General features: G+C 71.3%; 18 protein-coding genes. 14 read left to right on the top strand and 4 right to left on the bottom strand.

Going from position 1 to position 20,504, the window contains the following annotated elements; all coding sequences use genetic code 11:
• Positions 1–127: 127 nt before the first annotated feature.
• A complete protein-coding gene (locus tag ACIPSE_RS33110; protein ID WP_401669924.1) occupies positions 128–1,447 on the bottom strand; it encodes a multidrug effflux MFS transporter in 1,320 nt (439 codons plus the stop codon).
• Between the two features lie 482 nt (positions 1,448–1,929).
• Between ACIPSE_RS33110 and ACIPSE_RS33105 the strand changes: the two genes are divergently transcribed.
• From ACIPSE_RS33105 to ACIPSE_RS33065, 9 genes are all read left to right on the top strand, one after another.
• Complete coding sequence (locus ACIPSE_RS33105) at positions 1,930–2,997, top strand: type III polyketide synthase (RefSeq protein WP_401669922.1); 1,068 nt, start codon at positions 1,930–1,932, stop codon at positions 2,995–2,997.
• A gap of 58 nt (positions 2,998–3,055) precedes the next feature.
• Complete coding sequence (locus tag ACIPSE_RS33100; protein ID WP_401669920.1) at positions 3,056–3,610, top strand: cupin domain-containing protein; 555 nt, start codon at positions 3,056–3,058, stop codon at positions 3,608–3,610.
• Between the two features lie 15 nt (positions 3,611–3,625).
• The gene (locus tag ACIPSE_RS33095) at positions 3,626–4,783 is read left to right on the top strand and encodes a DegT/DnrJ/EryC1/StrS family aminotransferase (RefSeq protein ID WP_401669994.1); all 1,158 of its coding nucleotides are present in this window, start codon (positions 3,626–3,628) and stop codon (positions 4,781–4,783) included.
• Positions 4,780–5,775, top strand: a complete 996-nt coding sequence (locus tag ACIPSE_RS33090) for a methyltransferase (protein WP_401669917.1) — start codon at positions 4,780–4,782, stop codon at positions 5,773–5,775. The genes ACIPSE_RS33095 and ACIPSE_RS33090 overlap by 4 nt, the downstream gene beginning before the upstream one ends.
• Before the next feature lie 126 nt (positions 5,776–5,901).
• Positions 5,902–6,798 (top strand): DoxX family protein, encoded by an 897-nt coding sequence (locus ACIPSE_RS33085; protein ID WP_401669915.1) that lies wholly within the window; start codon positions 5,902–5,904, stop codon positions 6,796–6,798.
• A 48-nt stretch (positions 6,799–6,846) separates the two neighbouring features.
• On the top strand, positions 6,847–8,436 hold the full coding sequence (locus tag ACIPSE_RS33080; RefSeq protein ID WP_401669913.1) for an AMP-binding protein: 1,590 nt from the start codon (positions 6,847–6,849) through the stop codon (positions 8,434–8,436).
• A complete protein-coding gene (locus tag ACIPSE_RS33075) occupies positions 8,433–9,140 on the top strand; it encodes a hypothetical protein (RefSeq protein ID WP_401669911.1) in 708 nt (235 codons plus the stop codon). Before ACIPSE_RS33080 ends, ACIPSE_RS33075 begins: the two co-directional genes overlap by 4 nt.
• 79 nt (positions 9,141–9,219) lie before the next feature.
• Positions 9,220–10,446 (top strand): methionine adenosyltransferase, encoded by a 1,227-nt coding sequence (gene metK / locus ACIPSE_RS33070; RefSeq protein WP_401669908.1) that lies wholly within the window; start codon positions 9,220–9,222, stop codon positions 10,444–10,446.
• Positions 10,447–10,754: 308 nt separating this feature from the next.
• On the top strand, positions 10,755–11,804 hold the full coding sequence (locus ACIPSE_RS33065; RefSeq protein ID WP_401669906.1) for a BTAD domain-containing putative transcriptional regulator: 1,050 nt from the start codon (positions 10,755–10,757) through the stop codon (positions 11,802–11,804).
• An 87-nt stretch (positions 11,805–11,891) separates the two neighbouring features.
• Here the strand turns inward: ACIPSE_RS33065 and ACIPSE_RS33060 are convergent, their stop codons facing one another.
• The 3 genes from ACIPSE_RS33060 to ACIPSE_RS33050 all read right to left on the bottom strand — a co-directional run bounded on the left by ACIPSE_RS33060 (position 11,892) and on the right by ACIPSE_RS33050 (position 15,030).
• Complete coding sequence (locus ACIPSE_RS33060; RefSeq protein WP_401669903.1) at positions 11,892–13,451, bottom strand: MFS transporter; 1,560 nt, start codon at positions 13,449–13,451, stop codon at positions 11,892–11,894.
• A gap of 72 nt (positions 13,452–13,523) precedes the next feature.
• The gene (locus ACIPSE_RS33055; RefSeq protein ID WP_401669900.1) at positions 13,524–14,003 is read right to left on the bottom strand and encodes a hypothetical protein; all 480 of its coding nucleotides are present in this window, start codon (positions 14,001–14,003) and stop codon (positions 13,524–13,526) included.
• A gap of 115 nt (positions 14,004–14,118) precedes the next feature.
• Entirely contained in the window at positions 14,119–15,030 is a 912-nt protein-coding gene (locus ACIPSE_RS33050; protein WP_401669897.1) for an aromatic prenyltransferase, read from the bottom strand.
• Between the two features lie 217 nt (positions 15,031–15,247).
• Between ACIPSE_RS33050 and ACIPSE_RS33045 the strand changes: the two genes are divergently transcribed.
• The 5 genes from ACIPSE_RS33045 to ACIPSE_RS33025 all read left to right on the top strand — a co-directional run bounded on the left by ACIPSE_RS33045 (position 15,248) and on the right by ACIPSE_RS33025 (position 20,497).
• Positions 15,248–16,321, top strand: a complete 1,074-nt coding sequence (locus ACIPSE_RS33045) for a polyprenyl synthetase family protein (protein ID WP_401669894.1) — start codon at positions 15,248–15,250, stop codon at positions 16,319–16,321.
• Positions 16,322–16,350: 29 nt separating this feature from the next.
• Positions 16,351–17,265 carry an aromatic prenyltransferase gene (locus ACIPSE_RS33040; protein WP_401669890.1) on the top strand — a complete coding sequence of 305 codons (915 nt, stop codon included), beginning with the start codon at positions 16,351–16,353 and terminating at the stop codon, positions 17,263–17,265.
• Positions 17,246–18,559 carry a cytochrome P450 gene (locus ACIPSE_RS33035; protein WP_401669888.1) on the top strand — a complete coding sequence of 438 codons (1,314 nt, stop codon included), beginning with the start codon at positions 17,246–17,248 and terminating at the stop codon, positions 18,557–18,559. Before ACIPSE_RS33040 ends, ACIPSE_RS33035 begins: the two co-directional genes overlap by 20 nt.
• 340 nt (positions 18,560–18,899) lie before the next feature.
• Positions 18,900–19,577, top strand: a complete 678-nt coding sequence (locus ACIPSE_RS33030; RefSeq protein WP_401669886.1) for a sigma factor-like helix-turn-helix DNA-binding protein — start codon at positions 18,900–18,902, stop codon at positions 19,575–19,577.
• Positions 19,574–20,497, top strand: coding sequence for an RNA polymerase sigma-70 factor (locus tag ACIPSE_RS33025; protein ID WP_401669883.1), 924 nt, complete (start codon positions 19,574–19,576; stop codon positions 20,495–20,497). The genes ACIPSE_RS33030 and ACIPSE_RS33025 overlap by 4 nt, the downstream gene beginning before the upstream one ends.
• Positions 20,498–20,504 lie beyond the last annotated feature (7 nt).

Genomic DNA, 20,504 nt, shown 5'->3' with positions numbered 1-20,504 from the left:
CCGCCCCGCGCCCCCCCGCCGCCCCCCCCCCCCCCCGCGCCGCCCCCCGCCCGCCCGCCCGGGGGGCCGCCCCCCCCCGGGGGGCGGCCCGCCCCCCCGCCTCTTCGTGCGGGGGAGGCCCCCGGGGTCAGCGCCTGGGCACGTCCATCGGGCGGTTGCGCCAGGGCCGGCAGACCAGCAGGAAGCAGGCCATCGCGGCGACCGCGCTGGACAGCTGGACCACGGCCATCGGCGTCGCCGTGGACTTGCCGGCGACCCCGACGAGCGAGGACGCGATCGCGCCCATCACGAAGCACGACGTCCCCACGAGCGCCGAGGCGGAGCCCGCGGCGTGCGGGGTGCGCATCAGGGCCAGGGCGTTGGTGTTGGGCAGGATCAGACCCAGCGAGGAGATCATCACGAACAGGCAGGTCGCGATCCCGACCGTGCCCGCGTCACCGAAGACCTCCGTCGTCACCAGCAGCAGCGCCAGCCCGCCCGCGGCCAGCAGCCCGAGCCCCGCCCCGAGGACCTTGTCCAGCCGGACCCGGCCCACCAGCAGCTTGCCGTTGATCTGGCCGACGAGCAGCAGACCGAACGAGTTGAGGCCGAACAGGAGCGAGAAGGCCTGCGGGGACGCCCCGTAGATGTCCTGGATCACGAACGGCGAGGCGGCGATGTAGGAGAACAGCGCCCCGTACGCGAAGCCGTTCGCCAGCAGGTACCCGGTGAACACCCGGTCGATGAACAGCCCTCGCATGACCCACAGCGCCCCGCGTACCCCGCCGTGCTGACGCCGCTCCGGCGGCAGGGTCTCCGGCAGACGCCGCCACACCAGCGCGGTGAGTGCGACGCCGATCACGGTCAGGACGACGAAGATGCCCCGCCAGTTGGTGAAGTGCAGGACCTGGCCGCCGATCACGGGCGCCACGATCGGCGCCGCACTGGATATCAGCAGCAGCGTGGAGAAGAAACGGGCCATAGCGAGCCCGTCGTACAGGTCGCGGACCACGGCCCGCGCGATCACGATGCCCGCCGACCCGGCCAGCCCCTGCACCACCCGGAAGGCGATCAGCAGCTCGGCGTTGGGCGCCAGCGCGCACATCGCGGCGGCGACGACGTACACCATCAGTCCGGCCAGCAGCGGCCCGCGCCGCCCCCACCGGTCGCTCATCGGCCCCACCACGAGCTGTCCGAGCGCCATGCCGATCAGACAGGCGGTCAGCGTCAACTGGACGGTCGTGGCGGTCGAGTCCAGGGCCCGGGTGACCTCCGGCAGGGCGGGGAGGTACATGTCCATCGACATCGGCGGCACGGCGGCGAGGGCGCCGAGCAGGACGGTGACGAACAGCCCCGTCCGGCGCGTCGACCGGTCGCCGGCGGTGGCTTCCCGGCCGCGCCCGGCAGAGGACCGCAGCCCTGGGAATCGCCTGCCTTTGGCGGTGGCTTCCTCGGCTTGCTGAGACATGCGCCCTCCGCGTCAGGTTCGTTTCGTGGCCAGGCGGTGTTGCGGAACTTTCGCAACACCGCCTAGCGCCGATGCTCGCAGCAGACCGCTACAGAACCGGCAGCGCGGCGGTTGCGCCTGAGGTGAGGCGATACTCCGGCAAGGCTGATGATCTTGCGGGGTGGAGGGCCGTCAGCGCGCTGCTCGAGTTTCCCTCGGGACAGCGCGGATCGCTTTCGGACGGTCTTGGCGCGGGGAGTTCGGACGTGTCACTATTCCTGCACGCCTTCCCTGCCCGAAATCATTTCCGGGACAGGGGATTGAGCATGCGTCCACCGGTTCCGAACCGGTGAGAACGCCGCCGTGCCGGATTCGGCACGGTTTCTCTCGCATCGAATCCCCGCGCGCCGCGGTGTTTTTCCCGTGCGCTGCGCTCTCTCCGGAAGCTGTGCGCAGATTCTTCACGTACAGAAGGCAGACTCTAGAGAAAGTAGAGCCCAGATATGCCCAGGCTATGCAAGCCCGCGGTGAGCGCGCCGGAACACATCATCACCATCGACGAGACCCTCGAGTTCGCCGCGCAAGCCCATGCGGGAAAGCCGCAGCTTCCCTTGGCGCTCCGGCTGATCCGAAACACCGGTGTGCTGAAGCGGCATATCGTCCAGCCCATCGAGCAGACCCTCAAGCACCCGGGCCTGACCGAACGCAACCGCATCTACGAGGCCGAGTCGAGGAAGCTGACCCCGCCGGTCATCCAGGACGCGCTCAGGAACGCCGACCTCGCCGCCCGTGACATCGACGCGATCATCTACGTGTCCTGCACCGGCTTCAGCATGCCGTCGCTGACGGCCTGGCTGATCAACCAGCTCGGCTTCCGCTCCGACACCCGCCAGATACCCATCGCCCAGCTCGGCTGCGCGGCGGGCGGCGCTGCCGTCAACCGGGCGCACGACTTCTGCCTGGCCCACCCCGGCAGCAATGTCCTGATCGTCTCCTGCGAGCTGTGCTCGCTGTGCTACCAGCCCGACGCCGACGACATCGGCTCCCTGCTCTCCGACGGTCTGTTCGGCGACGCGGTCGCCGCCGCCGTCGTCCGCGGCAACGGCGGTGTCGGCATCGAGCTGGAGCGCAACGCCTCCTACCTCATCCCGCACACCGAGGACTGGATCTCCTACGCCGTCAAGGACACCGGCTTCCACTTCCAGCTGGACCGCCGCGTCCCCGGCACGATGGAGCCCCTCGCGCCGGTGCTGCGTGAGTTCGCCAAGGACCACAGCTGGGACGCCGGCAGCCTCGACTTCTACATCGTCCACGCCGGTGGCCCGCGCATCCTCGACGACCTCGCCAAGTTCCTGGAGGTCGACCGCACCGTGTTCCGGCACAGCTGGTCGACGCTGACCGAGTACGGGAACATCGCCAGCGCCGTCGTCTTCGACGCGGCCCGCAGGCTGTTCGAGGAGGACACCCCCGTCCAGGACGCCACGGGTCTGATCGCCGGCTTCGGACCCGGCATCACCGCCGAGATGGCGCTCGGCCGCTGGAGCGTCGACGGACCCGAAGAGCTGGACTGATTCCGGCACCGGAACGCGGCTCAAGTGAAACTCTGCGCCGACAAAGGAAGCTGAGCACATGACTGGCCTCATCCTCCCGCCCGGTCAGGGGCGAAAGCTGATCACCAAGGCGCAGGAAGTGACCTTCAAGGCCACGCAGGACCATGGATCCTCCATATCGATATTCGAGGTGGTCGTACCGCCCGGATTCGATGTGGGGGCCCATGTCCACAGCGATGCGCAGGAGTTCTTCTACGTCCTGGAAGGGGAGCTCCAGCTCCTGGCCTTCGAGCCGACCCGGCGCACCGAACAGGACTGGCACGAATGGCGGTCGCCCGACGGCGACGGTGCCGTCCAGGCCGCCGAGGGTGCCTTCATGTTCGTACCGCCCGGAACTCCGCACGCCTTCAGGAACTCCTCGGACAAACCGGCGCGGATGCTCTTCCAGTGCTATCCGTCGCCCGTCCACGAGTTGTACTTCGAGGAGATCGCAGAGATCTGGGCGGCCGGCGGGATCAATCCCGACGCCATCGACGAGATGCGCAAACGCTATGACGTCGACCAGATCACGCCGCAGCGCTACAACCCGCCAGCCTTTCTCGATTCCCCGTCCTCCGAACCGCGCGGAGCGTAAACAGAGATGAGCGACATCGACAAGATCCCACTGGTTTTCGCCAGCCTGGGGGAGCAGGAACTGGCGGCGGTCGCCGAGGTGTTCGCCTCGGGCTGGCCGGCCGGCCAGGGACCGAAGGGGAAGGCCCTCGAAGCGCAGTTGAAGGAGCGCTACGGGGCCGGTGACGCGGTCGCGATGAGCAACTGCGGCGCCGCCCTGCACGCGGCGATGATCGCGCTCGGCGTCCAGCCGGGCGACGAGGTCATCGTCGCCGACTACACCTTCCCGGCGCCCGCGCACGCGGTGTGCTACGTCGGCGGGACCCCCGTTTTCGCCGACGTCCGGCCCGACACCGGCACCGTCGACCCGGACGCGGTCGCCGCGCTGGTCACCGAACGGACCGTGGGCATCATCGCCGTCGACGTCGTCGGACTGCCCGCCGACTACACGGAGCTCCAGGCGATCGCCGACCGGCACGGCCTGTTCCTCGTCGAGGACGCGGCCTGCGGTGTCGGCGGCACCTACCAGGGGCGGGAGGCGGGCTCGCTGGCCGAGGTGGCCTGTCTGTCCTTCCACGGACGCAAGGGCGCCACCAGCGGCGAGGGCGGCGCCCTCATCGCCACCGACCCGGCGATCGGCGCGAAGGTGCGCCAGCTGTCGTCGTTCGGCATCGGCAGCATCTTCGACATGGGCCAGGTCATCGGCCTGCCGATCCCCGAGTTCACCGAGATCGGCTACAACTTCAAGCTCTCCGACATCGCTGCGGCGATCCTCGGCGTGCAGCTCGGCCGGATCGAGGAACTGATGGCGCGGCGCAACGCCGTCGCCGCCCGCTACGCCGAACTCCTTGCCGACGAGGAGCTGTTGACGGTGCCGTTCGTGCCCGCCGACCGCACCCACTCCTGGCAGTCCTACCTGGTGACCCTCGACCCGCGCGTGGACCGCGGGGCCGTCGCCACCGAACTGCGCCGCCAGGGCATCGGCACCCTGCACGGCACCTGGGCCAGCCACGTGCAGCCCGCCTTCGAGTCCCGGCAGGTCTGCCCGGTCTCGGCGGACCTCTTCACACGCAACCTCGGCATACCCATGCACGCCGAGCTGACCATGAGCCAGGTCGAGCGGGTCGCCGAGGTGCTGCGCAGCGCGCTGCGCACCCACGCGACGCCCGCCCGGACCCTGAAGGGAGCGGCATGACGAGCAACCAGCCTGCACCGGACGGTGTGATGAGGCTGATCAACGGCTACTGGAACACCGGCGTCATCGGCGCCGCGGCCACCCACTCCGTCTTCACGCACCTGGAGAACGGCGCGGAGACGGCCGCACAGGTCGCGGCCCGGGCCGAGATCTCCGAGCGGGGTGCCCAAAGCCTCCTCGACGGTCTCGTCAGCGTGGAGCTGGTGGTGCTCGAAGGCGGGCGCTACCGCAACACCCCCGAGGCGACCGAGTTCCTCGTGGAGGGCAAGCCCGCCTCCCTCGCCGGGTTCGCCAGGCTCAAGCTCCAGCACACCGGCAGCCTCATCGACCTGCCCGAGGTCGTCCGCATCGGCGGCCCCCTCGCCGGCGGTGAGACCGAGGTCGCCGACAACCCGCACTGGGAGGGCATCGTCCCGGCCATCGCCGCGGTGTCGGTGCCCGCCGCGGACGCCGGTGTCGAGGCCCTCGGCATCGCCGACGCCGGGGAGATCTCCATCCTCGACGTGGGCGGCGGCTCCGGCATCTACTCCTCGATCTGGCTGAAGGCCAACCCGCGGGCCCGCGCCACCCAGCTCGACTGGGAGCCGATCAACGCCATAGCCCACCGCCTGGTCGGCGAGCACGGCGTCGGCGACCGGTTCACCACCCTCGACGGTGACTTCCACACCACCGACTTCGGCACCGGGCTGTACGACATCGCGGTGTACTCCCACATCGCCCACCAGGAGAACGCCGACAGCAACATCGAGGTGTTCACCCGGCTGCGCAAGTCCCTCAAGCCCGGCGGCGCCCTGGTGGTCGCGGACTACGTCGTCGACGACGACCGTGCCGCACCCGCGTTCCCGCTGCTTTTCGCCCTGGAGATGCTCCTCAAGAGCAACGAGGGCGGCACCTGGCGGCGCGCCGATTACCGCGAATGGCTCCTCAAGGCGGGCTTCGAGGACGTCTCCTTCCACGCCGCGCCCCCCGCGACGATGGTCATCGCCCGCTAGGGCCGGTCCGGTTCGCCGGGCCGGCAGCCGAACGGTGGCAGCATGGGTCAGGTCGGTCCCGACCGCCTACGGGGGCACCCTCGGCCAAGCCGTGGTCGCCTCCGGGTGGCGACGGCGGAACGTGACGTGGGCGACCTCGACTGCCGCTCCACGTCGCTGCCGCCCGACCCGGACCCGTACGCGGTCGCCGTGCGGCACGGGCCGGTCGAGGCCACGGACCACCCCGTCGCCAGCCTGCCCGGGGAACGGCACGCGCGGTTCCCCAACGGGTTCAGCGGCATCGGCTTCGGCGTGGTCGGCGGCTTCGAGAAGACCTGGTCGTCCTTCCCGCTGGACGATCCGAAGCCGCCGTTCGAACCGGTCGACGCCCTCCCGTCGTTGCCGGCCGCCGCGGCCGGCGGCCTCGGACGGCCCGCGCCCAGCGAACGGCTCCTGCGGATCACCGCCGCCGCGATGACCGACGACCCGCTGTCCCTGCCGGCGGCGAGTGCCACAAGCTCCAGTCCTGCTACCGGTGGTGCTCCCAGGTGGAGCCCACGCTGCCGGTGCCGGACAGCCGCAGAGGCATCCGCACGGCTGTCCGGCACCCACCCGCACCACCGGCTCACCGGACCCGCACCCGGCCGAACCCGTCGAAGGAAAACGTTGATGAACATTGCCCTGTGGATCGTCGCCGGGGTGCTGGGCGCGGCCTCGCTCGCGGGCGGAGCCATGAAACTGGCACAGCCCAGGGAGAAGCTGGCCGCCTCCGACTGGGGCTGGGTCGAGGACTTCGACCCCGGCACCGTCAAGTTCATCGGCGCCCTGGAGGTGCTGGCCGGGCTGGGGCTGATCCTGCCCGCCGCGCTCGACCTCGCCCCGGCGCTGGTGCCGCTCGCCGCGACCGGTCTCGTCCTGCTGATGATCGGCGCGGGCCTCACGCACCACCGCCGCCACGAGATCCAGTCGATCGCCGTGAACGCGGCCCTGCTCGCCGTGGCCGCCTTCGTGGCGTGGGGCCGCTTCGGGCCGTACTCCTTCTGACGACCGCACACCCCTCAAGTCACCGGATCAGAAAAGGAGACAGCCCCCATGAAGGGCTCCGTGGCCTACAAGTCGATACAGAAGCGCGGTCTGCACATCGGTCTGCTGCCAGAGATGGCCGCCGCCGTGAACCCGCGCACCCCCATCACGCTCGACCACGACCTGGACGTCCTGCCCGAGGCGGGCCGGCATCTGACGGTCGCCCAGTACGCCGACCACGTCGACGACCTGGCGGCCCGGTTGTGGGCGGCCGGCGTACGGCCCGACGAGCACGTCGTCATCTACAAGACCGCCAACGCCGACCACTGGATGCTCGCCGCCGCGATCTCCCGAATCGGCGGCATCGTCGTCAACCTGTCGCCCGCGCTGGACCCGCAGACCGTCGCCGTGCTCCTGGAGCGGGTCGACCGGCCCACCCTGCTCACCGACGGCACCAAGCTCGACACCCTGGACGGCGTCCCTCTCACGGACCTCACCCGGCGGGTCATCACCTCCGCCTTCGACCGTCCCGGCTCCGTCTCCCTCGCCGAACTCGCGGGCTCGCCGCGCGTGAAGCCGGTGGTACGGCCCATCGACGAGGCCGCCGTCATCACCCACACCTCCGGCACCACCGGCATCCCGAAGCTGGTCGTGCACACCGCCCGCACCCAGGGCATCCGCCTCGTACCGCAGTGGCGGCTGCTGAAGGGGCTGCGCAAGCAGGAGACCGTCGCCATCCACGTGCCGTTCGTGCACTCGCGGATGGTCGCCGCGATGTCGCTGGCGCTGCTGCGGGAGTACCCGGTGCTGCTGCTGCGCGAGACGGACCCGGCCGTCGTTGCCGAGCAGTTCCTCAGGCACCGGCCGGTCCTCGTCGAGGCGCTGCCCAACTCCTTCATGGACTGGGAGCACCTGGCCGACGACCCGCGCGCCCCGTTCTCCTCCGTGAAGGTGTTCAGTTCCACCTTCGACGCCATCCATCCCGGCACCATGAGCCGGCTGCTGAAGGCATCCGACCGGCGCGGCGCCCTGTTCTTCCAGATCTACGGGCAGAGCGAGGTCGGACCGGCCGTCGGCCGCGCCTACTTCCGAGGCTCCGCGCACAAGGCCAACGGCCGCTGCGTCGGCTGGGCCATGCCGCTGGGCGCCGCCCGTATCCGGGTCGTCAGCCGCGACGGCGGGACGCCCACCGAGCAGAGCCCCGGCCGGATCGAGGTCGCCTGGCCCGGCATCGCCAAGACCTACCACGGTGAGCAGGAACGCTACGACGCGAACTGCGACGGCGAGTGGTGGGGCACCGGAGACGTCGGCTACCGCACCCGGTTCGGCTGTCTGCACATGCTCGACCGGGAGATCGACATGATCCCCGGTGTGACGTCCTCCCTGGAGATCGAGGACGTCGTCCTCGGCAGGCTCGACGAACTCACCGAACTCGTCGTCGTCAAGGGCCCGAACTCCGAGGCCGTCCCCGTGATCTGCACCGTCGACGACAAGCCGCTCGACCTGAACCGCTGGCGCGCCGCAGTGGCCGCCGAGTTCCCCCAGCTCGCCGAACCCGTCCAGATCCCGCAGGCGGAACTGCCGAGGACGGCCACGCTGAAGGTGCAGCGCGTCGCGCTGGCCCGACGCTTCGAGGAACGGACCCGGGACCGGACATGAGCGGTGATCCAGGCACCGTGACGGCCGGGGGAACCACCTGCTCGAAAGCGGCCGACGCCTTGAGCACACGAGCCGTGCTCGCCCGGTTCCGGGAGCACGTAGTGGGGCCGTCACGGTGCGTGATCCTGCTGTCCGTCTTCCGGTCGGGCGTCCTCCGCACCCTGCGCGAGACACCCGGCCAGACCGCCGACGACCTCTCGGCGCGCACCGGCGTCAGGCCCGACGTCCTCGAACACCTGCTGTTCCTGCTGGTCGAGGAGGGGTTCGTCGCCCACGACAGGACCACGGGCGGCCACCGCCTTGACGGTCTGGCCGGGGTGCCCGAGAGCGGCCTCGCGCGGGCGCTCGTCTACATGAACCTGATCAAGGGCACCGCGCTGAGGCAGCTCTTCCACCTCACCGAGTCCGCGCGTACCGGCACGGTCGTCGGCCTGCGCGAGCTCCACGGCGCAGAGGCCCCCCAGGGGTCCGACGCCGTGCTGATCAAGCACTTCCTGGACATGTTCGACAAGGAGAACGTGCTCAGGATCGTCGAGGGGGCGGGGAAGCCCTCGAATCCGGCGGCCGAGCCTGCTGGAGCGGGCCGGCTTCGAGGTGATGCAGGCGATCACCAAGGACGCCGCCGAGGTCCCGCCGGACGTCATCCCCGTCCAGGCGGTCCTGTCCGCCACGAAGGTCGCCTGACCCCGACGAAGGTCGCCTGACCGCGACGCGGGTCGGCCGGCCGCGAGGAAGGCCGGCCGGCCCGCACCCACCCACGTCTCCTGGAGAGTTTGGAGAGTCATGTCCCGCCGCCTGTTCACCTCGGAGTCCGTGACCGAGGGCCACCCTGACAAGATCGCCGACCAGATCAGCGACGCGATCCTCGACGAGCTGCTCCGCCAGGATCCCGCCTCGCGCGTCGCCGTCGAGACCCTGATCACCACCGGCCAGGTGCACATCGCTGGCGAGGTGACCACCAGCGCGTACGCCGACATCGCCGCCCTCGTGCGGGGCAAGGTCCTGGAGATCGGCTACGACTCCTCCGCCAAGGGCTTCGACGGCGCCTCCTGCGGGGTGTCGGTGTCCATCGGCGCGCAGTCCCCGGACATCGCGCAGGGCGTCGACACCGCCTACGAGTCGCGGGTCGAGGGTGCCTCCCGGAGCGAGGAGGGGGACGAGCTGGACCAGCAGGGCGCGGGCGACCAGGGCCTGATGTTCGGCTACGCGACGGACGAGACACCGACGCTGATGCCGCTGCCGATCTTCCTCGCGCACCGTCTGTCCCGGCGGCTGACCGAGATCCGCAAGGACGGCACGGCCCCCTACCTGCGCCCCGACGGCAAGACGCAGGTCACCATCGAGTACGACGGCGACAAGGCCGTCCGCCTCGACACCGTCGTCGTCTCCTCGCAGCACGCGAGCGACATCGACCTGGGCTCCCTGCTCACCCCGGACATCCGCGAGCACGTCGTCGAGCACGTCCTCGCCGAGCTCGCCGACGAGGGCATCAAGCTCGACACCGAGGGCTACCGGCTGCTGGTGAACCCGACCGGGCGCTTCGAGATCGGCGGCCCGATGGGCGACGCCGGCCTCACCGGCCGCAAGATCATCATCGACACGTACGGCGGCATGGCCCGGCACGGCGGCGGCGCCTTCTCCGGCAAGGACCCCTCCAAGGTCGACCGCTCGGCCGCCTACGCCACGCGCTGGGTCGCCAAGAACGTCGTCGCGGCGGGTCTCGCCTCCCGCTGCGAGGTCCAGGTCGCGTACGCGATCGGCAAGGCCGAGCCCGTCGGCCTGTTCGTCGAGACCTTCGGCACCCACACCGTCGACGTCTCCCGGATCGAGGACGCCATCACCGAGGTCTTCGACCTCCGCCCGGCCGCGATCATCCGGGACCTCGACCTGCTGCGCCCGATCTACGCGCAGACCGCCGCCTACGGCCACTTCGGCCGTGAGCTGCCCGACTTCACCTGGGAGCGCACCGACCGCGCCGACGCCCTGCGCAAGGCCGCGGGCGAGGGCTGACCCACCCCGCACCCACTTCAGTACCTTCTGGTGAACCACCCCCCGGCCCCCGGCCGGCGGGGAGCGGCGCCCCTTCCCCCCGGCGCCGTCGCTCCCCGCCCGCCGGGGGCCTCTTCCTGTCTTCGTCCCGCCGCGACGGTCTCCCCGCCCCATCCTCCTCCCCCCGCCTCAAGGCCTGCTGGAAGGCGGCTCGGCGCCCGCTCGGCGCGCGGCGACTCCCCGCCCGGGGGCGCGCACACTGACGGAGGAAATGTCTGCCCAGGTTCCACGTCAGGCGCAACACGCCGGTGGAGAGGGAGAGTTCACGGATGCCGAACGAGAGGGTCGACGCCGGTGCCGCGAGCCCCGGCACCCCCGATGCGTGGCGCATCGCGGAACTGGAACGCGAGGTCCGCGAACTCCGCCGCACCAACCGGGCACTGCGCGGTCGCGTGGCCGGGGACCACGTCCCCGAACCCGCGCCGACGCCCCGCGCCCGGGTCGCGTTCCGCGCACTCGGCCCGATCGAGGCCGTCGTCCAGGACCGGCTCGTCGACCTGGGCGCGCCCAAACAGCGCGCCCTGCTGGCGCTGCTGGTCAGCAAGGTGGGGCGGCTGGTCGCCTTCGACCTGATCGTCGAGGAGCTGTGGACCGGGCACCCGCCGCCCGCCGCGGTCTCCTCCCTCCAGGCGTACGTCGCCAACCTGCGCCGGATACTGGAACCCGGCCGCGCGCCCCGTACCCAGCCGACCGTGCTGCGCACCTACGGGCGCGGCTATCTCCTCGACGACCGGGTCGTCGAGGTCGACGTCCAGCGGTTCGGCGAACGGGCCGCCGCCGGCTGGCAGACACTGGACCGAGGCGACGCGCGGTACGCGGTGCACGAGTTCGAGGGCGCGCTCGCCCTGTGGCGCGGCCCCGCCTACCCTGAGGTCGCCGACACCGGCTCGGTGCGGCCGGACGTGGCGCGGCTGGAGGAACTGCGGCTGTCCGCGGTCGAGGGACGCTGCGCGGCCCTGCTCGCGGCGGGCGTCCACGAGATTGCCGCGGCCGAACTAGAGGCGTTCGTCCAGGACCATCCGCTGCGCGAGTACGGCTGCGAACTGCTGAGCCTGGCCATGTACCGGGCGGGACGGCAGGCCGACGCCCTGGCCGTGCTGCGCACCAACCAGCGGCGGCTGGTGGAGGAACTGGGCATCGACCCGCGCCCCGCGCTGCAACTGCTGGAGCAGCAGATCCTCAACCACGCCCCGGTCCTGGACTGGCGACCGCGCCCGAGGACGGCCATGGAGCCGCCCTGGGAGCCGCTCCCGCTGCCCGACGGCGGCCACGCCCCGCACGGGACGCCCCGTCTCCACCCCCTGCACGCGACCCCCTGACCGACCACGGCCATACCCCGCAGGCACCTCGACGCCCCACCCCCCGATCAGGGGTGGGGCGTCGACGTGACGGACGGTCGAGCCGGGTCAGGCCTTGGCCGTCTCCGGGGTGGTCGGCTGCGCGGAGGAGGCGGACGACTGCGGGGCGGCGGCCGTCTCCTTCCCCGCCACACCGAGGGCCTCGGCGTTGGCGTCGCGCTTCTCGGCGCTCACCTTCCCGAGCAGGGCCAGCGCGATCACACCCGCGGCGGCGAGCACGCCCGCGGCGCAGTACAGCGCCAGCGCGTAGCCGTCGGAGGCGACCACCGGGAGGTTGCCCTCCGAGGCGTGGTCGGTGACGTAGCGCAGGGCGACGGGCACCAGGACGGCGAGACCGAGCGCCGCGCCGATCTGCTGCATCGAGGTCTGCACACCGGAGGCGAGACCCGCCTCCTGCCCGCTGACCTCGTGCAGACCGCCGTTGATCAGGAGCGGGAAGCCCATGCCGTTGAAGAAGGCGAAGAAGATCAGGCCGGGCATGACCCCGCCGACGTACGTGGCGTCGGGACCGAAACCGCTCGCGGCGATGACCTGGCCCACGGCGGCACCGAAGAAGGCGATGACGACGAGGGGCTTCACCCCGACGCGGGGTGCCAGCGCGGTCGACAGGCCCATGCCGACACCGGTTGCGATGGTGAGAGGGATGTAGGCCAGACCCGTCTCCATCGGCGAGTACCCCAGCACGTGCTGGAGATACAGAGTGGCCACGAAGGCGTACGTGTAGAACGACGCGAACGACATCATGCTGATGACGTTGCTCGTCACCCGGGTGCGGTTGCGGAAGAACCGCAGCGGGATCATCGGGTCCGGTACACGGGCCTCCCACACGATGGTGAAGGCCAGCGCGGCGAGTCCGCCGAGCAGCGGCAGCAGCACCGTCGAGGAGCCCCACGCGTGGTCGGTCGCCTTCAGCAGGCCGTACACGACGGCCACCAGGCCGACGGTCGTCCCGAACGCCCCGACCCAGTCCAGGCGCTGGCCCGCACGGCGGGCCATCCGGCTCTCCGGCATCAGACGCGGGATGGCGAGCAGCGCCAGCACCACGACCGGGATGTTGATGTAGAACACCCAGCGCCAGTCGATGAAGTCGGTGACCAGACCACCGGCGACCGAGCCGACGGCCCCGCCGAGCGCGGACAGTCCGCCCCAGATGCCCAGGGCCTTGGCCCGCTCCTTGCCGTCGGTGAACAGCACGGCGATCAGGCCGAGCGCGGCCGGTGCCGCGAGCGCCTCGCCGAATCCCTGGAGGAACCGGCCGGCGACGAGCAGACCGGGGGAGTTGGCGGCGCCGCACATGATCGAGGAGACGCCGAAGAGCAGGACGCCCGCCACGAAGATCTTGCGGCGGCCGAGCAGGTCGGCGATCCGCCCGCCCAGCAGCAGGAAGCCGGCGGCCATCAGCAGATAGCCGTTGACGACCCAGGCCAGACCCTCGGTGGTGAAGCCGAGGTCGTCCTGGATGTTGGGGAGCGCGATGTTCACGACGGTGACGTCCAGCATGAGCATGAACTGCACCGCAGTGAGGACAGCCAGCGCTTTCCAGCGCAGAGGGCTGCCACCGCTGTCGCCGCCCACCTGCCCCTGTGAGTCTGTGCTTACGGTACTCATGACGTTAGTTGTCTCCCATGGTCCGAGGCCGGTCGGTGCCTGCCGCTGGTCGGTGTTTCCGCTGGCCGTGTGTCACACGAGCACAGGCGTGTAGTAGCGCTGGATCGTGGGCGCGATGAGCGCGAGGATCTCCTCGTGCGACGCCGACGCGATCGGCTCGATCTTGAGGATGTAGCGCAGGATGATCAGGCCCCAGACCTGGCCCGCCGCCGCGTTGGCGTGCAGCGGCGGCACCTGGAGCAGCTCCGCCGACGCCTCCTTGAGGCCGTTCACCGACTTCCCGAGCGCCGCGGCGCCCTGGGCGGGGAGCTGGGACAGCATCCACTCGCGCATCCGCGTCGCCCCCTCCTCGGTGGCGACGGCGATACGGAACGCCTCCAGCGTCCGCGGCCCCGTCCCGGGGTCGTCGAACGTCTTCAGGAGCGCGCCGACGAGACGTTCGCCGAGCTCCTCGCGCGGCCCGGTGAGCGCCGCCGCCCCGGCCTGCGCTATGGCGCGCCCGTACGCGGCCAGGGCGGCCGAGCCCTCTTCCACCGCAACTGCTTCAGACATTTTCTTCCTCCAGGTATCCGCACTATCGGCCACGCGCACAGCACAGTCGGTCGGGTGAGCGCCAATACTGTTGCCCACCCCGCTAGTCATCCGCTCGACAACCACTCGAAATCGGCTAGGACGCGCTGTCCTTCTGCTCGGTCGCGAAAGCGGCGTTCGAGGTCTCTCGTGCCTTCTGGTAGTAGGCGGCGAGTTTGTAGTAGGGCTCGCCGGACGGTGCCAGGGCGACGGCGGAGACGAATTCCCGGCCGCCCTCGTACGCGTGCGGCACACCGCTCGCGAACTTCTCGATCTCCGGGTGGAAAGGCGCCGGGAGTTCCGCCGGATTCTGCGTCTTCACCGAGAAGCAGATGCGTTCGACCGCCGAGGAGTCCCAGTTGAACGTGGGATACACGGAGAACGACCGGTCGACGAACTCTGCGACCGCGGCGTCCGGCTCCGGGAACCCGAACGCGCGCATCAGCGCGAGCTTGTTCTCCGTCGCCACGTCCTGGGAGGCGAGGTAGAGGTTCAGGGTGCGCTTCTCGTAGTTGACCCCGAGGGCCGACAGCTTCCCGTCCAGGCTCAGCCCGGTCAGCGTGTCCACGTACTCGGCCAGGCAGGACGGCGCGGACGGCAGGGCGGCGAACCGGGCCAGCGGCGGGAAGTCCCCGAGCGGGAAGAACACGTAGGACTTCTTGAAGCCGCCGACGATGCCGTACTCGACACCGTAGCTCGCGACGGCGAACTCCTTCTGGAGATCCGTCAGCAGGGCGCCGACCGGGTGGTCCGTCGGCTCGATCAGACCGTGCGCCAGCGCGGTGGCATAGGGGTCGGCGCCCTTGGGGCTCACCGAGAAGTCGAAGTCGACCTCGCCGCGGTGACTTTCACCGGCCGCCATGCTGAAAACGATGTGCGCCGAGGGGAGTTCGTCACCGAATGCCTTCAGGGCCGGCTCGACCTGTTCAGGCGAGCAAGGCACGCCCAGCAACCGGGACGTCGCCTCAACCGCCGAATAGACCGCATCCAATCCAGCGGGTTCTGGCATGAGCTCCTCCAAGGGTCAGCCTACGTATGCGACACAACCCTCGCTCACCCCACTTGGCGATGACTTGGTGACCTGTTTTCCCTTCCCTTTCTGCCGTTCCGCTTGGTTTCCGCTCCAACCACGCTCCACCTCCGCTGCATTCACGGCGCGCACGCTGACGCAGCCAGCACCTCCGCGTTGTCGCCGCAGCGCACGAGCCCGTCCAAGGAGATGTGTCGTGACCACTGAAGTGACCCGCCGGGTCGTCACCGACCAGGAGCAGGCCGCCGCAGCGCGGCGCACCGTCGAGGAACTGCTTCAGCGCGTGGACCACCGGCTGCACTCCTTCCTCTCGGCCGAACGCGCCCGCTACGCCGCCGTGCACAGCCACGCCGTCGTCGCCGTCGACGCGCTGCTGGACCTCGTCTCCGCCGGCGGGAAGCTCATCCGCCCCGCGTTCTGCCTCACCGGCTACCTCGCCGCGGGCGGCGACCCCGAGAACCCCGGCATCGTCGACGCGGCGGCGGCCCTCGAACTGCTGCACATCTCCGCCCTCGTCCACGACGACGTCCTCGACGACTCCCGCACCCGCCGCGGCAAGCCCGCCGTGCACCTCCTGCACAGCACCCTGCACCGCAGCCGCGGCTGGCAGGGCGAGTCCCGTCGCTTCGGCGAGGGCGTCGCCCTCCTCGTCGGCGACCTCGCGCTCGTCTACTCCGACGAGCTGATGTCGCACGCCCCCGCAGGCGGCTTCCCCGAATGGCACCGGCTGCGCTCCGAGGTCATGATCGGCCAGTACATGGACGTCGCCGCGGCGGCCGAGTTCAACATCGACCCCGACCTGTCCCGGCTGATCGCCCTCATCAAGTCCGGCCGCTACACCATCCACCGCCCTCTCGTCGTCGGCGCCTCCGCCGCCGGCCGCCCCGACCTCGCCCCCGCCCTCGTGGAGTACGGCGAGGCCGTCGGCGAGGCGTTCCAGCTCCGCGACGACCTGCTCGACGCGTTCGGCGATCCCGCGCTGACCGGCAAGACCGCCGGACTCGACTTCAGCCAGCACAAGATGACCCTGCTCCTCGGCTGGGCCATGCAGCGCGACGCCCGCATCCGCGACCTCGTCACCGAACCCGGCCACACCCCGGACGAGGTCCGTCTGCGCCTGCTGGACACCGGCGTTCCCGAGGACGTCGAACGGCACATCGCCGGCCTCGTCGAGCGGGGCCGCGCCGCCATCGCCGACGCGCCCCTGGAACCGGTGTGGCGCGGCGAACTCACCACCATGGCCCTGCGCGTGGCCTACCGCGACAAGTGACCAGCCCGAGCACGACAGTTGGAGGAAGAATGTCGGGAACCACCCAGCCGGTGGACGTCTACGCGGCGGTCGAGGCATCGGCGGGACTCATCGACGTCACCTGCGCCCACGACAAGGTCTGGCCCGTCCTGAAGGCGTACGAGGACGTCCTCCCGCAGGCCATCATCGCCTTCCGGGTGGCGACCAACGCCCGCCACGAAGGGGAGTTCGACTGCCGCTTCACCATGCCCGTGAGCATCGACCCCTACCTCAGGGCCCGCGCCCACGGTTTCGTCACCGAGACCGGCCGCCCCGCCGAGACCCTCCTCGCCGACATCCAGCGCACCTGCCCCATCGACAGCTACGGCATCGACTTCGGGGTCGTCGGCGGCTTCCGCAAGATCTGGGTGTACTTTCCCGGCGGCCACAGCCAGAGCCTCGCCGCCCTGCGCGACCTGCCGTCCATGCCGCCCGCCCTCGCCGAGAACTTCGACTTCTTCGCCGAACGCGGCCTCGCCGACAAGGTGGACGTCGTCGCCGTCGACTACCGCAGCGGCACCGTCAACCTGTACTTCACCGGATTCACCGGCGAGGTGAGCCGCCCCTCCGAGGTTCTCGCCATGCACCGCGCCATGGGCATGCCCGACCCCAGCGAGCAGATGCTCCGCTTCTGCGAGAAGGCCTTCGGCTTCTACACCACCCTCAGCTGGGATTCCCCGCACATCCAGCGCTTCGCGTTCAGCGTGAAGACCCAGGACCCGCTGTCACTGCCCGCCCGCCTCGGCCCGAAGATCGAGCACTTCCTCCAGAACGTCGCCTACGGCGGCGACGACCCGAAGATGGTATACGCCGCCATGACGTCCTCCGGCGAGGAGTACTACAAGCTCCAGACGTACTACCGGTTCCGGACGCGCAGCCGCCTGGACCTGATGCCGTCGATCGACCATGCCACCGACGCCGCGTGACCCGGGCGGACCCGTCGAGTTCCGGTTCGGCCGCCTGCGGCGCCTGTCGCGCCGCCGGCCGGTCCGCACCGTGCGCGTGGACGGCGAGCCCGCCGAGTTCCTCACCGACCCGGCCCTGGTCCGCCGCGTCCTGGTCACCGACGGCAAGCTGTACGGCAAGGGCGAGCTGTTCCAGAAGGCCAGGATCCTCAGCCGGGCGGGACTGCTCGCCCCCGACGACTCCCAGCACCGGCACTACCGGCGTCTCGCGCACCCCTACCTGCGCACGGCGGCGGTCGCCGGGCACGCCCCGCTGATGGAGCGGATCGCCCGTGACACGGTCGCCGCCTGGCGCCCCGGCCGGCCCGTTGACGTCCAGGCCGAGATGGGCCGGGCCGCCGCCCGTATCGCGCTGGCCACCCTCCTCGGGACGCCGCCGCACGGGCGGGCCGACGAGCTCGCCGAGCGACTCGCCGTCCTGTCCTGGGAGATGAGCAGAAAACCGCTGCACGGCCGGGCGGCCCGCCGCCAGGATCCGTCCCGGCGCCTCGCCAGGGCGTTCGGCGGCTTCCGGACGCTGCTCGCCTCCCACGTCGCCGACGCGCTCACCGCCCCCGCCCAGGACGTCGCACCCGGGTACCTGTCGGCGCTGCTGGCGGACGCCGGGCACGGGGACGCCGACGCGCTCGGCGCCGACGAGATCTGCGCCGAGGCCGTCATGATGCTGGTCGCCGCCACCGTCACCACGGCGTCGGTGATGTCGTGGTCGCTGTACCTGCTCGCCGAACACCCCCTCGTCGAGGAGAAGGTGCTCAAGGACCTCGCGCGGACGGCCGCCGAGGACCCGGGTGAGACCGGGACCGCCCCGGCCGGCCACGGGCACGGCGGACCGCCCGGCTACACCCTGCGGTTCCTGACGGAGGTCCTGCGGCTCTACCCGCCCGTGTGGGTCACCTGCCGCAAGGCCCTGACCGAGGTTGCCCTCGGAGAGCGCACCTACCCCGCGGGCACCCACGTGATGTTCAGCTCCTACTTCCTGCACCGGGATCCGGTCCGCTACCCCGACCCGCACCGCCTCGACCCCGACCGCTGGCTCACCGCCCGCCCCACGGCACACGACGGGGCGTACCTCCCCTTCGGTGCCGGGGCTCGTGGCTGTGTGGGGGAGGCGTTCGCCTGGCGGGAGCTGGAGATCCTGCTCGGCACGGTGGCCCGGGAGTGGCGGCTGACCGTCCCGCCCGGCAGCCGGATCACGGCGTCCGCCGACACCACACTGCACCCGCGGCGGCTGGTCATGATCCCGCAGCCGCGTTGACCCTCCACCCCGGCCCGGGAAACGGCCGGACCCTCGACCTCCGCGGCAGCCGTGCTCGAACTCCCCTAGCGGGCAAGAGACATGACCGCGGACCGATCCTAGGGTGGGACCGCAGGCCGTCCCGCCCGTCTCCCTCCCCCCGGAGACGGGCGGGCGCGTCGGCCCCCGTACGTTCCGCGGCTCCACCCCCTCTGCCGCGACGTACGTCCGCCGACCCGGTACGGCGGCGCGGGCGGCGCGGAGGTCACGCCGCACAGAGGAAGCCGGCCCCGCCGCCGACCGGGAGACGCGCACCGGGGACGGCGGCCCGCCGCCCGCCCGGATCCAAGGAGGGGCCCGCATGAGCCGGATCGAGGAGTTCGAGGAGGCCCGACCCCTGCTGCTGTCGGTCGCCCGCCGCATGTTGGACGGCGCCGGCCGCGCCGAGGACGCGGTCCACCAGGCCTGGCTGCACTACGAGGCCGCCCCCGGACAGCCCGCCCCGGGAAAGGAGTTCCTCATGGCCGCGGTCACCCGGATCTGTCTCGACGCCCAGCGGCGGCGGGACGGACCGCACGGACCCACGGCCTCCTCCACGGCAGCCCTGTCGCTGCTGGCGAGACTCCCCCCGCTGGAGCGCGCCGTGTTCGTGCTGCGGGACGTCCTCGGCTGCGGCCCCGCGCAGATCGCGTCCGCCGTCGGCTGCTCCGAGGCCGCCTGCCACCGCCTGGCCGCCGCCGTGTCCCGGGCCGGCGACGGCGGCACCCCGCCCTGGCCGCGCCGCGTCGTCGGCGCCGACCACGTCGCCGAGGTCCTCGCCGGGATCGTCCCGCCGCTGGTCCGCGTCGGCGTCACCCTGGAGCCCCGCCAGGTCGACGACCGTCCCGGCGCCGTCTTCCGCGACCGCAACGGCACCGTCCTCAGCGCCCTCGCGCTCGACATCCTCGACGGGCGGATCCAGACCATCCGCTGGGTGGGCGACCCCGGCCCGCCTTGGGACCGCAGGACCGTAGAAACACAGAAGGAGGAGTCCGCGTGACCCGCACCGAGGAGTTCGAGGAACTGCGGCCGCTGCTGTTCGCGATCGCCTACCGCATCCTGGGCAGCGTGAGCGAGGCCGAGGACGCCGTCCAGGAGAGCTGGCTGCGCTGGGCCGCCTCCACGACCGTACCCAGGTCCGCCAAGGCCTACCTGTCGACGACGGTCACCCGGATCGCCATAGACGTGCTGCGCTCCGCCCGCGTCCGGCGCGAGACCTACGTCGGGCCCTGGCTGCCCGAACCCCTGCTCACCGACTCCTACGACGACCCGGCGCGCTCCGCGGAACTCGCCGACTGCCTCTCCGTGGCCGCGCTGCTGCTGCTGGAGCGGCTCTCCCCGCTGGAGCGGGCCGTGTTCGTGCTGCGGGAGGTGTTCACGTTCGGCTTCCCCGAGGTCGCCGCCGCCGTGGGCCGCTCCGAGTCCGCATGCCGCCAGCTCGCCGTACGGGCCCGTCGGCACATGGACGAGGGCAGGCCCCGCTTCGAGGCCGACCGCAAGGAGTGCGAGGCGCTCGCCGGCCGCTTCTTCGACGCCCTCAAGGACGGCGACGTCGACGGACTGCGCGAACTGCTCGCCGCGGACGTGCAGCTGGTCGGCGACGGGGGCGGCAAGGCACCCCAGCTCGCCCGGACGATGGTCGGCGCCGACACGGTGGCCCGCCTCCTCACCACGTTCCTCCAGCACCTGTCCCGCGTCGATGTCACGCTCGAGACCCGCGAGGTGAACGGGCAGCCGGGCGCCATGCTGCGCGACCGCGACGGCAAGGTCCTCAACGTGTGGATGCTCGACGTCCGCGACAGCCGCGTTCACACCGTCCGCTCCGTCACCAACCCCGACAAGCTCGCCCACCTGGGCGAGGTGGCGGACGCCTGGGCCCTCAACCGGGAGGTCCACGAGACCTACCGGGCACTGAGCTGACCCGACG

The sequence above is a fragment of the Streptomyces sp. NPDC090106 genome, assembly GCF_044747265.1.
Taxonomy (GTDB): domain Bacteria; phylum Actinomycetota; class Actinomycetes; order Streptomycetales; family Streptomycetaceae; genus Streptomyces.
The sequence above is the reverse complement of the archived record's forward strand: the minus strand, read 5'-3'. Positions and strand labels throughout refer to the sequence as shown.

What these genes read in the sequence shown, in the direction of transcription:
- ACIPSE_RS33110 (WP_401669924.1), bottom strand. Translation starts at nt 1,447, where the DNA reads ATGTCTCAGCAAGCCGAGGAAGCCACCGCCAAAGGCAGGCGATTCCCA.
- ACIPSE_RS33105 (WP_401669922.1), top strand. Translation starts at nt 1,930, where the DNA reads ATGCCCAGGCTATGCAAGCCCGCGGTGAGCGCGCCGGAACACATCATC.
- ACIPSE_RS33100 (WP_401669920.1), top strand. Translation starts at nt 3,056, where the DNA reads ATGACTGGCCTCATCCTCCCGCCCGGTCAGGGGCGAAAGCTGATCACC.
- ACIPSE_RS33090 (WP_401669917.1), top strand. Translation starts at nt 4,780, where the DNA reads ATGACGAGCAACCAGCCTGCACCGGACGGTGTGATGAGGCTGATCAAC.
- ACIPSE_RS33080 (WP_401669913.1), top strand. Translation starts at nt 6,847, where the DNA reads ATGAAGGGCTCCGTGGCCTACAAGTCGATACAGAAGCGCGGTCTGCAC.
- ACIPSE_RS33075 (WP_401669911.1), top strand. Translation starts at nt 8,433, where the DNA reads ATGAGCGGTGATCCAGGCACCGTGACGGCCGGGGGAACCACCTGCTCG.
- metK (WP_401669908.1), top strand. Translation starts at nt 9,220, where the DNA reads ATGTCCCGCCGCCTGTTCACCTCGGAGTCCGTGACCGAGGGCCACCCT.
- ACIPSE_RS33065 (WP_401669906.1), top strand. Translation starts at nt 10,755, where the DNA reads ATGCCGAACGAGAGGGTCGACGCCGGTGCCGCGAGCCCCGGCACCCCC.
- ACIPSE_RS33060 (WP_401669903.1), bottom strand. Translation starts at nt 13,451, where the DNA reads ATGAGTACCGTAAGCACAGACTCACAGGGGCAGGTGGGCGGCGACAGC.
- ACIPSE_RS33055 (WP_401669900.1), bottom strand. Translation starts at nt 14,003, where the DNA reads ATGTCTGAAGCAGTTGCGGTGGAAGAGGGCTCGGCCGCCCTGGCCGCG.
- ACIPSE_RS33050 (WP_401669897.1), bottom strand. Translation starts at nt 15,030, where the DNA reads ATGCCAGAACCCGCTGGATTGGATGCGGTCTATTCGGCGGTTGAGGCG.
- ACIPSE_RS33040 (WP_401669890.1), top strand. Translation starts at nt 16,351, where the DNA reads ATGTCGGGAACCACCCAGCCGGTGGACGTCTACGCGGCGGTCGAGGCA.
- ACIPSE_RS33035 (WP_401669888.1), top strand. Translation starts at nt 17,246, where the DNA reads ATGCCACCGACGCCGCGTGACCCGGGCGGACCCGTCGAGTTCCGGTTC.
- ACIPSE_RS33030 (WP_401669886.1), top strand. Translation starts at nt 18,900, where the DNA reads ATGAGCCGGATCGAGGAGTTCGAGGAGGCCCGACCCCTGCTGCTGTCG.